The sequence below is a fragment of the Vibrio sinaloensis genome, from assembly GCF_000808535.1.
Classification (GTDB): domain Bacteria; phylum Pseudomonadota; class Gammaproteobacteria; order Enterobacterales; family Vibrionaceae; genus Vibrio; species Vibrio sinaloensis_D.
In genome coordinates this window covers 15,563-28,027 of sequence record NZ_JWLV01000002.1, presented here as the reverse complement: position 1 = coordinate 28,027, position 12,465 = coordinate 15,563, and the positions used below count along the sequence as shown (strand labels likewise).

Here is a 12,465-nt window from a genome sequence, read left to right as displayed (position 1 = left end):
AGCTTTTAGTCATGAGAAGGTCGGAGGTTGCGTTTACGCCGTCGCGACTTGATTCACTTTCGGTAGCTTAAGTGAAATAAGCGTGGTCAGCGCTAAGAAGGCAAACGAGACCCACAAACACGCTGCGAGTCCAGCCATTTGGAACACCCAACCAGACAAAATCGTGCCAATCAGACGCCCCATAGCATTGGCCATGTAGTAAAAACCGACATCCAAAGAGACACCATCACCTTTTGCATAGCTGACGATCAGATAAGAGTGAAGTGACGAATTGACGGCGAAAATCGCCCCAAAAATCAACAATCCCCCGACAATCACGAACTCAGGTTGCCAGCCAATCTGAACAGCGTAGGCAATCGATGCGGTGACGATGGCTAATCCACCAGCCCAAAGCATTGCGGCGTGACCATCGGGCACTTTGCCTTGTGCTTTGCCGGTAATCTTGGGCGCAACGCCCTGAACAACGCCGTAAGCAATTGTCCAAGCCGCAAGAAATCCTCCAACCCACGAATGATCCCAACCAAAAACGCTGCCGAGATAAATGGGCAGTGCCACGACAAACCACACATCACGAGCACCAAATAGGAACATACGTGCCGCCGAAAGAATATTGATCGACTCAGACTTAGAGAAAATTTGCTTAAACTTCGGCTTGGTCTTCGCTTTGCCCAGATTCGCTTCTAAGCTGAGAACACTACCAATAAACACCAGAGTCAGCACCGCCGCCATCGTCAACACCGCATAGGTGAAACCAATGGTAGAGAGAAGCAAGCCGCCAACAAAGAACCCCGCCCCTTTCAGTGCATTCTTCGAGCCAGTGAGGATTGCAATCCACTTATACAGCGCGCCTTGCTGTTCGTCTGGCACCAAAGTTTTAATCGAACTTTTGGCGCTCATTTTATTGAGGTCTTTGGCGATCCCAGACAATGCCTGAGCGGCCATTACCCAAGGAATCGTCAGCCAACCACTAGGCACCGCTAACATGGCCAGCGCGACAATTTGCATCCCTAGCCCGAGGTTCATGGTCTTGTTTAAGCCCAATCTAGCCCCCAACCAGCCACCAACGAGGTTTGTCACCACACCAAAAAATTCGTAGAACAGGAACAACGAGGCGATTTCTAGCGAGCTGTAACCCAAATCGTAGAAATAGAGCACCACTAGCATACGCAGTGCGCCATCAGTAATGGTGAAATTCCAGTAGTTGAACGTCACCAACATATATTGACGCACGCTCTTGCTGAGAGTAGAGAACATAAGGTGAAATCCTCAAATGTGCTGTTCACAGAGCTTTCGGACACCCATGTTCCAAAAGCTCTGATCCAATGCCTTACAACGTAGAAACCGCGGTAATGTATTCAACCTGAACAGGCTTAGTGAACGCGCCTGGGCGAAGGGCTTGAACTTGAGTGATGATGCTTTCTAGCGGCCAACCCTTTTCTAGCAATAGATGAGCGGCAAACAACCCAGTACGACCCGAGCCACCCATACAGTGCATCGCAACCTTACCGCCGTTATCGACGATCTTATGAAGTTCAGGGCTTGCAGCTTGCCACTTGGCAGCGAATCCTTCTTCAGGGGCACAATCATCTTCGATTTCTATTTGAAACCACTGCATTCCCAACTGCTTGGTCAAAGCCCCAAGCTCAGAGACCTCTTTGCTAGCAAGTTCGGCGTCATCTAGCGCAGTCACAATCGCGGCAACGCCTTGCTCTTTAAGCTGCTGCAGCGACGCCTCGAGCTCAACACCTTTCGTACCAGGACAAGGAGTCAGTACTAACGCACCAGCATCAACATCCAGTTGCCATGTCGGGTGAATCTGAACAGAATCTGTCATGTTATCCCCCTTACGCCATGCCCACGTTACGGACCAACTCAGCCGTACGTGTCGCGTAACCCATTTCGTTGTCATACCATGCGTAGATCTTCACCATGCGTTTGCCAACGAGCATCGTTGATAACGCATCCACGATGGTTGAGCGCTGATCGCCTTTGTAGTCAATCGAGACAAGTGGACGCTCTTCATAGCCAAGAATGCCAGCCAGTTCATTTTCTGACGCCTGCTTAAGCAGCGCGTTGACTTCTTCAGCCGTCGTATCTCGTTTGACTTCAAAGATGATGTCAGTCAGGGAAGCATTCGCTAACGGTACACGGACTGCATGACCGTTAATGCGGTTTTCGAGCTCAGGGAAAATCTCGACAATCGCTTTTGCAGATCCCGTCGTTGTTGGAATCAGGCTCATACCACAAGCACGAGCACGACGCAGGTCTTTGTGCGGCGCATCTAGAATGGTTTGGGTGTTAGTCAGATCGTGAATGGTAGTAAAAGAGGCGTTTTCAATACCAAGCTTCTCATTGATTACTTTCACAACTGGTGCGATACAGTTGGTAGTACAAGATGCCGCGGTGACAATTTTGTGTACGGCTGGGTCAAAGATTTCATCATTAACACCCACCACGATGTTAGCCACACCTTCTTCTTTAACCGGCGCAGAAACAACTACACGCTTCACACCTTGCTCTAAATACTTATTGAGGAAAACACCTTCGCGATGAACCCCTGTCGCTTCAATCACTACGTCACAGCCAGACCAATCGATCGCATCTATATCGCGCTGCTGCGACGTTTGAATGCGCTTTCCATCGATGATCATCTCATCGCCTTCTGCGGTCACAGTGTGGTGCCAACGCCCCTGTACAGAATCGAACTCTAGCAGGTGTGCTAATGTTGCGGTGTCTCCTGCAACGTCGTTGATTTGAACAAATTCTAGCTCTGGCCAGTCAAACGCGGCGCGCAATGCCAAACGTCCAATACGACCGAAACCGTTAATGCCTACTTTAATCGTCATAATGCTATCTCTTCCATTGTCTATTATTGGCAGCAAACAGGACGAGCCTGAATCGCGTGTAATCGTTCTAGATCCTGTTGGTACTCCGCCTTTAGGCAGTTTGAAGCAACAAGATCATCAATCAGTTTATTCATCCACCCCGGCAGATCCGAGGCCAAGCGATAGAACACCCACTGTCCTTGTCTCACATCGACTAAAATGCCGTTTGAACGCAGCTGGGCAAGGTGGCGAGAAATTTTAGGTTGGCTTTCTTGCAGCGCTTCGGTGAGTTCTCCGACACATAAGCACTCTTCGCGTACAATCAACATTAAGCTGCGAACACGTGTTTCATCGGACAATAGTTTGAAAAACTGATGCGGTAACATATAAAACATACTCATATATGGATATGCGTATATCTTTATTTATTTGCGCGTAGAGATCAACACACGCGAGGCGGTGTCATAAAAACTTCATACTGACTGAAATGGGAAAGGCGAAGCGGTTCTGATTACACCACGCGATTGATGTCTTGACTCCAGCGCTGTGCGGCAGAAATTTTCGGCATAATATCGTCAACCGAGACGTTAAGCTGGTGACACGCTTCTTTAATGCCATACCAATCGGCGCGTTCATAGCACTCCTCAACCTTGAGCAGTAAACCATAAGGCCCTTGTCGCTCAAGGAGTGCAAGCTTGATAGATGAACACAAAGGGAGTTGTTCCACCAGCTCATCCAACGAGACATCGATGAGCGCATCAAGCATCGAGAACAGACCAATAAGAAACGCCTGATCACGATATTCATTGAATGGGTTGTCGTTCGCCATCAACTGACAAAACTGAGCGCGCTGCAGTGACAGGTTATAGAGTTCTTTGGGTTTCCTTGTCGAAACAAACGAGGCCACCGCTAAAGAGACAAAAATTTTGAGTTTATCTTGGCCAAGGTAAATCAGCGCTTGGCGAAAGGAAGAGATGGACACTTCCAAACGATCAGACATGGTATTAACAAAACGGAGCAGTTGATAAGACAGCGACACATCTTTAGCGACAATTTTCTCTATCTTGACGAAGTCCACTTCCGGTTGGCAGACCTCTTTAAACAGCTCCATAGCAATCAGCTGTTCTGGGCTTAAATAGCCTTTACGAGTGATTTCAGGTTTACCAAAAAAGTAGCCCTGAAAAAAACTAAAACCTGCTGAACGCGTGGTCAGAAACTCCGCCTCGGTCTCAACACGCTCGGCAAGAAAACGGCGTTTTACCCCTTTGCCGATGCGCTCTTTTACAAAGTCACAGGCGGACTCGAGCCCCATCGCCATGATGTCGAGTTTAACGATTTGCACAAAGGGCAAAAAGCGCTCCCACTCAGCGCTGTAAACAAAATCATCAAGTGCAATTAAGTAACCGGCTTGGCTGAGCTTTTTGACCGCAAGGTAGAGCTCATCATTGGGCGTGCAAGTTTCCAGCACTTCGATAACGACCTTGTCCTTAGGCAATACCATAGGTAAGCCACGTATCAAGCTCTCTTGAGGGAAGTTAATAAAGCAACGAGAAGTGTCAATCGCTGGGTTGGTGCCCAGCGATAAAAAATTTTCGACAATCAACCTGTAGGTCGCACGATTCGATTCGATGTGGCTGGGGTAAGCATTCTTTTCGCCGTCACGAAACAGCAACTCATACCCTAAAGTTTGTCGCTTCGCGTTAAAAATCGGCTGACGAGCCACATAGGTATCGCGCGTTATACGTTGCATTCAAGTCCTTGCTGTCGTCTATGCTTTAGCAGTCGCCAAAAGCGCTCCACAGCCCACAAACATGGAGCCAAAGAGCTTATTGATTCTCGCCATCATACGATCCGAGCGAATAAAGCGCCCCATCTGAGAAGCTAATGTGGTGTAACCTAGCATAACGATAGAGTCAATCAATACCGTAGTAATACCCAATACCAATAGTTGCGAGACCTGATCTTGAGCCGGATCGATAAACTGCGGAAAAAGGGCAACCAGAAAGACGATGGATTTAGGGTTGGTAAGGTTAATGAATACCGCCTTTTTCATCAAGGTAAAAGCCGATAATTCTTGCGCAACCGATGACGTATTGAGCCCCGTTGAATCTCGCCACTTTTGAATGCCGAGCCAAACAAGATAAACCACGCCTACCCACTTGATCACCGAGAACGCAAAAGCCGACTGCGCCACCAAGGCACCGATTCCGGCGCCAACGAGCATAATATGGATAGCCAAGCCAATCTGTAAGCCTGCGATAGCCGCTACGGACTTACGCGTACCGTAACTCAAGCCGTTACTGATAGAGTTAACGGTTCCAGAACCCGGCGCCAAGCTAAAAACGATCGCTGTGACCACATAAGCTAACCAAACATGTATATCCATTGTGTTTTCCTCTCGACTAAACGCACCTAGCCACACATAATCTAGCTGTGTTCTACCAAAACCCCTTCAGGCTAACAAAATCCATGAATAACTCGAGCTCTAGCATTACTGCTTCTTATACTCAAGAGTCGAATTTTGAGCAAGCAATCAATGGTCGAATTGCTGAGCTATGGCACTCTAGAGAAGAAGGCATGGTGAGATCTTTTGATAAAACCCAACTTTTCTGGGTGAAGTTGACCAAGCCTGAGCATCGCAAAGCAATTGTTGTCGTTAATGGTCGAATCGAGTGTACTTGGAAGTATCAAGAGCTGTTTTACGACCTGTTCCAGCAAGGGTACGACATCTATTCGTATGATCATCGTGGTCAGGGCTACTCTGACCGACTGATTGACGATAAGCAAATGGGTTACGTGCATGAGTTCGACGACTACGTAAAAGACCTCAATCGCATGGTCACTCACTTTGACTTAACCGGTTATCAGTCATGCTATCTGCTGGGTCACTCCATGGGAGGCAACATCGTCACCCGCTACGTGCAAAGCTACCCTCAGCACCCTTTTGACGCCGTGGCGTTGAGTGCGCCAATGTTTGGTGTAAATCTCCCTAGTCATATCAAACCAATCGCCACCCTATTGGGTCAAATACTCACCGCTATTTACCCCAAGCCGACCTTTGCTCCAGGTCAAGTGGCTTACTTCCCGAAACCTTTTGAAGGTAACCTACTTAGCCAAAGCCATGTGCGTTACCACTGGTTTCGTGCCCTTTATGATCAAAAGCCAGAGATTCAAATTGGTGGCGCCAGTACTCGCTGGGTATGGCAAGGCTTAATGGCTTCTAAACAATGTCTCTTGATGACCCGTCACATCAAAGTACCCCTGCTCTTGCTGCAAGCGAGTGAAGACCAAATCGTCTGCAATCAAGATCAAATCCGCTTTATGAAGAAGCTCGCCAAGACCAACACTCAATGCGCGATGAAGATTTTATATGGATCTCGACATGAGGTGCTGTTTGAACAAGATGAGTATCGCAATGATGCATTAGACACCGTGATGATGTTCTTCGAGCAGCATCAGCGGCAAAAATAGGAAAAGCCAAGAAGTGATCTTTACCCTCTTTTTCCCCTTTCGCTTCAAGTAAACTGGTTGCTTAACCCATTTCGGGTCGCCAATAGTTGTTAATGAGGGTGATATGACCGACACACGCAAAGAAACGCCTTTTCACATCGTCGCATCAGATTTAGATGGGACTCTTCTAGCTCCAAACCACCAGCTGAGTGACTTCTCGAAACAAACGCTGAAGGAGCTTCATCAGAAGGGCTTGACGTTCATCTTTGCTACTGGTCGTCATCACGTCGACGTTGCTGGGATTCGCGAAATTGCGGGGATTCCGGCTTATATGATCACCTCCAACGGTGCTCGCGTCCACGACCAAAATGATCAGCTGATGTACAGCAAAAACGTACCAGAAGGCTTAGTACAAGACGTGATCGATGTGATCAGACAGGATCAAGACATCTTTATCCACATGTACCAAAATGAAGATTGGTTGTTGGATCGTGACGATGAAATGTTGGCAAAATTCCACAGCGAATCTGGTTTTTCCTACAAACGCTTTAACGCGGAACGTGCCCCAACCGATGGCATCGCTAAGATCTTCTTTACCCATCCAGAGCAGGATCACGACCATTTAGTTGTCTTTGAAAATAAACTGCGCGAAACCTTCGGTGATCAACTCAACATCGCTTTCTCTACCCCTTGGTGTCTAGAAGTCATGGCTGCGGATGTCTCTAAAGGCGAAGCTTTAAAGGCGGTCGCAGAGTCTCGCGGGCTTACCCTCGATAACTGCATTGCTTTTGGTGATGGCATGAATGATGTCGAAATGCTCTCAATGGCAGGAAAAGGGCTTGTGATGGGGACTTCTCACCACAAAGTGATGGATGCGCTACCAAACAATGAAGTTATCGGTAGCAACGCCGATGACGCCGTCGCTCACTACCTGAAAGCGCATCTTATCTAATAACAAAGTCAAAGGTTGCCACTGGCAGCCTTTTTCACGTTCGGCGCTTTACTTACCCTGCATCCCTCTGGCTTGGCAATTTCTCTTTTCCCAAAATGGCCTGCCACTCTTGCTCTGTTACCGGCATGATCGATAAGCGATTACCTCGCTTAACTAAAGGCATATTCTCGAGCTCTGGCATCGCTTTCAACACACTCAACGGAATGACGCGTTCGGTTTTACGGACAAACTCAATATCAACCATCACCCAACGAGGGTTTTCTGGCGTAGACTTCGGATCGTAATAATCACTATCAGCGTCAAAGGCAAAATGATCTGGGTACGCTTCTCGAATCACTTTCGCGATACCCGCAACTCCCACCTTTTTACACGAGGAGTGATAAATCAGCACTAAGTCTCCCTCTTTGACATCATCACGCATCATATTTCTTGCTTGATAGTTGCGTACCCCTTCCCAACAAGAGGTCTCTTGTGTGCGAAGAGTGTCAATAGAGAAGGTGTCCGGTTCAGTTTTAAATAACCAATATGCCATAATAGCTTCCGATGAATTTCGTATGAGGAAGATATAGCATGAAGGCGTTGCAAAACCCAGTCGCACTGGCGACTTTACTGACACTCCAAGCCTGCTCGATGAGTGCAACGACGCCAGAGACGCCACCGCAGCCGACGGCAACGCTGAGCACCCCAACGTCAATCAAGCCGCAAACCTTCGTGATGCGCGGCCAGGTGGTACTGGGGCATGAAGTCAGCTCAATCACGCCCTGTGGCAGTCAGCAGCAATATTGGCTCGACCTTCCTCGTGACCGATTTAATCAAGGACTCACTCTGGTCCGTGCTCCCTACGAGCCCCTTTATGGAGAAGTGATCGGCCACCTTGCCCCAGCAGGCAAAGATGGCTTCGCCTCCGATTACCCCGCGCGCTTTGTCGTGGACCAAGTCAACCTGCTGAGTGCGGAAAACCCAAACCGCTGCGATCGACCATGGAAGTCCACGCACGCGTTTGGCACTGAGCCATCATGGTCAGTTAAGTTTAACCAAGGCGAATTGACGTTCAGCCAGATCGGCAAGCCCGATCAATCGTTGGCCATCACTTCCAGTCGCATCGAGATGGAAAACCGCCGCTATACCTTTAAACGTGGCAACTTGGAGTTGCAGCAACAGAGTTGTGTCGATGGCATGAGTGACAGTCTTTACGGTTGGACATCGACCTTCACGCTCGACAACAAAACCTATCATGGCTGCGCAACCCTCGCCAACCAAGATGCTACGCAGGACTGGGTCGCCACCTACCAAGCACAAGCGGTAAAAAGTAACCCATTCAGCGTCACCTTAACTCTGAACCCCGACCACACTGCCGCCACCGTCTATAGTTACCCAAGCGGTGATGCCGATACCGTCGAAAAAGGTTACTGGCAGCAGCTTTCTCCCCAGCAAGTACAAGTTGTAGGCACCCACTTACAGGGACAGCCTTTGCTGTCGGAGCGTTTGTATCTGCGTGATGGCTACCAGCTATCAACCCAACAAGAAAAGGTCGGTGACGTGGTCTATGACATTGCCAATGGCGGCTTAACCTTATTTAAAACCAAAGCCACCTCCAGCAGTGAGACGATTACCAACCAGCGTTCGCTTTCTGCAGATAAAGTTCCCTCCAGCGACCAGTACAATCCTGCCGTAGACAAGGCGCTGCGCGAATATTTCAAACAGCATAAAACTGACCCTACAGGGACTCGCTACCGTTGGCTCACCTACGATCTCAATGGAGATGGCAACCAAGAGCTATTAGCGCAACTCGATTGGTGCGGATCTGGCGGTTGTACCCTGCTAGTGTTTGAGAGCCATCAACAAAAATGGCGCTTCAATAGCCGTATTACGCTAGTGCAAACACCGATTAACTTAGGTAAGAAAACGCATCACCAATGGCAAGACTTAGTGCTGTTTGTGAGCGGCGGCGGCGCGGTGCCTAACCAGCATGTGATGCAATACGATGGCATCAGCTACCCACTCAACCCAAGCACGGCTCCTACTGCAAACTATGACGAAATTAGCCAAGTTCAGCTATTTTCTGATGGATTAACCCCATTCCAAGGAGGAGTGACGCTATAACATGGTAGCCTCAACCCCTTGCCCCGAGTGCGGACTGCTGCATAACTGCGTCTGCGCTCAATTGCCTCAAGTGTCGGTCGATGCCCATATCGCGCTATTGATGCATGAAAATGAACTCACGCGTGATACCAATACCGGCCAGTGGTTGCTCAAATCTTTGCCCAGCAGTAGCCAACATGTTTGGCAACGCATCTCACCATGCCCGAACTTGCTGGCGTTACTGAAAGATGAACGCTATTTACCCGTACTGCTGTTTCCCAATGACCTAAGCCATCCAGTCAGTAGCGCGCAAGATCAAGCCACGCAAGAAGGGAAAGTACCGCTGTTTATTATTCTTGATGGAACGTGGCAGGAAGCAAAGAAGATGCTGAGAAAAAGCGCGTGGCTTGCGGATATCCCCTTAGTTCACATCACGCCTTCTCACGCTTCTGTCTATCAACTAAGACGAAATCAATCGCAAGGCAATCTATGCACTTTAGAAGTCGCGGCGGAGGTGATAAGAGAGTTAGGCGAGAAGAGCCAAGCTGATAGTCTCATCCACTTCCTCGCCCATTATATGCGGGTGTTCAAAGCGGATAAGAGCGGTCATCCCTACCGCTCCAATTAGAATAAGCGTGTCGGCTCAGCCAAGTGGAAGCCTTGGAGGTAGTCGACACCTAAGTCTTCGGCGATTTGGCACACTTTCGGGTTATGAACAAATTCCGCCACTGTTTTGGCATTCAGTACTTGGCATAACTGCACCAACTGCCCCGTGATTTGGCGCTGCTTGTTGTCGACATCAATGGTCTTAATCAAGCTGCCATCGAGCTTAATCACATCGGGCTCTAGACGAATGATTTCATCGATATTGGAGTAGCCCGAGCCAAAATCATCGACCAAGATACGCACGCCCATTTTCTTGAAGTGACCACACACTTCAGCCATCCGCGCAAAGTCTTTGATTTGCTCTGACTCAAGCACTTCTATCCCTAGTCGGCTTGGATCATTGAGCTTTCTCACCGCTTGTTCCAATATCGAGAGCGTTCGATCGCTCAACATATCTTGTGGCGATAAGTTGATGGAAAATGACTCCTGTTTATCCGCCATAAAATCTAACGTTGAAGTCATCATGTATCGGCTCAAGCGCGTGTACAGATGCGTCCCTTCGATGATCGGTAAAAAACGTCCTGGGGAAATGATCTCTCCATCGTCTTCAATGCGCACCAAACATTCTTGGGAAATTTGCTCGCGACTGTAAGCAGCAAAGATTGGTTGGCTATAAGTAATAATCCGCTGATTGAGAATCGCTCGACTGACACTGCCCATTAAGCCTAATCGGTCTTGGTGCTCTTCCATCGTCGTGCCGCAATCGCGCGCGTTCATAAAGTGGGTGTTGCGCTCTTTGCCACGGCGCCTAGCATCAATCGCTTTGAGTAGAAGCTCATCCCCCGTTACATCAGGAAAATCCGCCACACTCGCAATCCCACCGATAATCGAAACAGATAAGTAGTCAACATCAGGTAAACCATATGGCTCAAAGTTGATGTGCTCTATCTGATCAGCAAACTGAGAGAACTCCTGTTTGATCAAATCGCTCGGTTGCTGAGAGTGAAAGACGATCGCCCATTCCGCAGTGCCAATGTAGTAAAGACTCTTCACCATCTCAGAGCCGTGACGGCTCGACAAACGGTCAACAAAGTGGTCACTCAAATCACTGATGAGTTCATCGGCAACTTGATAGCCATACTTCTCGTTCACTTGGTGAAAATTTGACAGCTTAAGCGTGATCACATGCTCATCAGGCGCCACCACTTTCAGCGCTTCTTGCAAGGCCACTCGGTTTTTCAATCCGGTTCGTTTGTCCAAGCGATAACTGTTGATGAGTTTTTCGGTTTGCGCGGCGAGCTTGCGTTCCATCTCAAGACGCACCTCATCCAACTCCTCAATGGAGTAACGAATTAAGTGGAAAAGCGGAGAGATAGGGTACGATTCGGTTTGTTCTGAAAGGTCTAGAGGCGGTCGGCGAGAGTCTTCACTAAGGGCAAGATAAGTCATGCTATGGTGCAACACATCTTGATGTTTCTCTCTGAAAAGCTCGCCCATACAATAAGAGCCGTTACAAGATTCAAACTTATCGAAGGGTTTGATTTCACTCATCCCTTCGATGAATTCGAGCCGAGATTCGCAGTTATAGATAAAAATGGCTTGCGGATTAAACTGAGCTAAGTTGCGAACATCGTGCCCAACTTGCTCCAATGTCAGTGAGGGGTGGTTGTAACACAATTGCAGCTCATCGCCGAGTTCAATCGGCTTATCGAACTCAATGCTGCCGTCTGGGTAAATGGCCGTAGGAATACAGATTTGTTGATTCGTCAGTTGCAGAGGAAAGCTCAGCATCTGCTCCAAACTCAACTCTCGACCGTCCGCTAAGCGATCACGATAAACCTCATGCGCTGGTTTGTGATTGATCGTGTGTAAGATTGAGCCTGAAACACTGGTCGCGCATAAAGGGCTACCAATGGTATTCCACTCCGAAAACGCATTGCGCCAAATTTGCAGAACCTCACTGTGTAGGGCAACAAACACCGCCCCTTTATGATACGTTTTCACACCATGCAGCAGCCACTCTTTGCGTCCATTCACCGATGCGGCCAATCCACCACAGATTGGTACATCGCATCGCTTACCTAACGCTTGGTACAGGTTGTAGTCCCAACTGTTGGTAACGTGAGAGAAGCTAATGATCGCTTTGGACTTCTGATTAATCGCCAACTGCTCAATGACCGTGCAGGCATCTTGCTCTGGGTCATCATTCAGATCTAGAGAAAAAGAAGAGAATTGCGTGTGTTCAAATTGGGCGACACAAATCAACGTCCCACCATGATGAATTTGACTCTCATACACCACATGCCGAGTGCTATGCCCAATCACTTCGCTGTCAGGGAGAACTTGCTTGATATAAGCCGCATATCGAGACGCGATCGTCGCTGGTTGAGTCGACAATATTTGTACTAAATTCGAACTACCTAATCCTTTGGGCAGTTGATTGATAAACGTCATCAATTGCTGGTTGTCAAAAACCAGCGCGGAGTAAGTGCGCATTCTATAAGCCTAAGACGTTGATATAATGAGATCTCTTCTGAATATAACCTAATC

The 12,465-nt window shown here is 48.4% G+C and carries 12 protein-coding genes; 4 read left to right on the top strand and 8 right to left on the bottom strand.

Annotation, left to right across the window (positions count from 1 at the left end; translation table 11 throughout):
- Nucleotides 1-33: 33 nt before the first annotated feature.
- From arsJ to rhtB, 6 genes are all read right to left on the bottom strand, one after another.
- Nucleotides 34-1,254: an organoarsenical effux MFS transporter ArsJ gene (arsJ, locus tag RJ47_RS04065; RefSeq protein ID WP_039481748.1), complete on the bottom strand. Its 1,221-nt coding sequence runs from the start codon at nucleotides 1,252-1,254 to the stop codon at nucleotides 34-36.
- Nucleotides 1,255-1,327: 73 nt separating this feature from the next.
- Complete coding sequence (locus RJ47_RS04060) at nucleotides 1,328-1,834, bottom strand: cyclin-dependent kinase inhibitor 3 family protein (RefSeq protein WP_039481745.1); 507 nt, start codon at nucleotides 1,832-1,834, stop codon at nucleotides 1,328-1,330.
- Between the two features lie 10 nt (nucleotides 1,835-1,844).
- Nucleotides 1,845-2,846 (bottom strand): ArsJ-associated glyceraldehyde-3-phosphate dehydrogenase, encoded by a 1,002-nt coding sequence (locus tag RJ47_RS04055; protein ID WP_039474656.1) that lies wholly within the window; start codon nucleotides 2,844-2,846, stop codon nucleotides 1,845-1,847.
- A 23-nt stretch (nucleotides 2,847-2,869) separates the two neighbouring features.
- Nucleotides 2,870-3,211, bottom strand: coding sequence for a metalloregulator ArsR/SmtB family transcription factor (locus RJ47_RS04050; protein WP_038140616.1), 342 nt, complete (start codon nucleotides 3,209-3,211; stop codon nucleotides 2,870-2,872).
- Between the two features lie 125 nt (nucleotides 3,212-3,336).
- Nucleotides 3,337-4,575, bottom strand: coding sequence for an EAL and HDOD domain-containing protein (locus tag RJ47_RS04045; RefSeq protein ID WP_038190195.1), 1,239 nt, complete (start codon nucleotides 4,573-4,575; stop codon nucleotides 3,337-3,339).
- Between the two features lie 18 nt (nucleotides 4,576-4,593).
- A complete protein-coding gene (rhtB, locus tag RJ47_RS04040; RefSeq protein ID WP_038140619.1) occupies nucleotides 4,594-5,211 on the bottom strand; it encodes a homoserine/homoserine lactone efflux protein in 618 nt (205 codons plus the stop codon).
- Between the two features lie 83 nt (nucleotides 5,212-5,294).
- Between rhtB and RJ47_RS04035 the strand changes: the two genes are divergently transcribed.
- Entirely contained in the window at nucleotides 5,295-6,296 is a 1,002-nt protein-coding gene (locus RJ47_RS04035; protein ID WP_039481741.1) for an alpha/beta fold hydrolase, read from the top strand.
- A gap of 103 nt (nucleotides 6,297-6,399) precedes the next feature.
- Nucleotides 6,400-7,227 carry a Cof-type HAD-IIB family hydrolase gene (locus tag RJ47_RS04030; RefSeq protein ID WP_005475637.1) on the top strand — a complete coding sequence of 276 codons (828 nt, stop codon included), beginning with the start codon at nucleotides 6,400-6,402 and terminating at the stop codon, nucleotides 7,225-7,227.
- A gap of 52 nt (nucleotides 7,228-7,279) precedes the next feature.
- On the opposite strand, the gene RJ47_RS04025 is transcribed toward RJ47_RS04030, so the two are convergent.
- Nucleotides 7,280-7,759 carry an EVE domain-containing protein gene (locus RJ47_RS04025; RefSeq protein ID WP_038216136.1) on the bottom strand — a complete coding sequence of 160 codons (480 nt, stop codon included), beginning with the start codon at nucleotides 7,757-7,759 and terminating at the stop codon, nucleotides 7,280-7,282.
- 38 nt (nucleotides 7,760-7,797) lie between these two features.
- Between RJ47_RS04025 and RJ47_RS04020 the strand changes: the two genes are divergently transcribed.
- Both RJ47_RS04020 and RJ47_RS04015 read left to right on the top strand, forming a co-directional pair.
- Nucleotides 7,798-9,330, top strand: a complete 1,533-nt coding sequence (locus tag RJ47_RS04020) for a COG3650 family protein (protein ID WP_039481738.1) — start codon at nucleotides 7,798-7,800, stop codon at nucleotides 9,328-9,330.
- 1 nt (nucleotide 9,331) lies between these two features.
- Nucleotides 9,332-9,937: a tRNA-uridine aminocarboxypropyltransferase gene (locus RJ47_RS04015; protein WP_039481736.1), complete on the top strand. Its 606-nt coding sequence runs from the start codon at nucleotides 9,332-9,334 to the stop codon at nucleotides 9,935-9,937.
- Here the strand turns inward: RJ47_RS04015 and RJ47_RS04010 are convergent.
- Complete coding sequence (locus RJ47_RS04010) at nucleotides 9,934-12,411, bottom strand: EAL domain-containing protein (protein WP_039481734.1); 2,478 nt, start codon at nucleotides 12,409-12,411, stop codon at nucleotides 9,934-9,936. The genes RJ47_RS04015 and RJ47_RS04010 overlap by 4 nt on opposite strands.
- Between the last annotated feature and the right edge of the window lie 54 nt (nucleotides 12,412-12,465).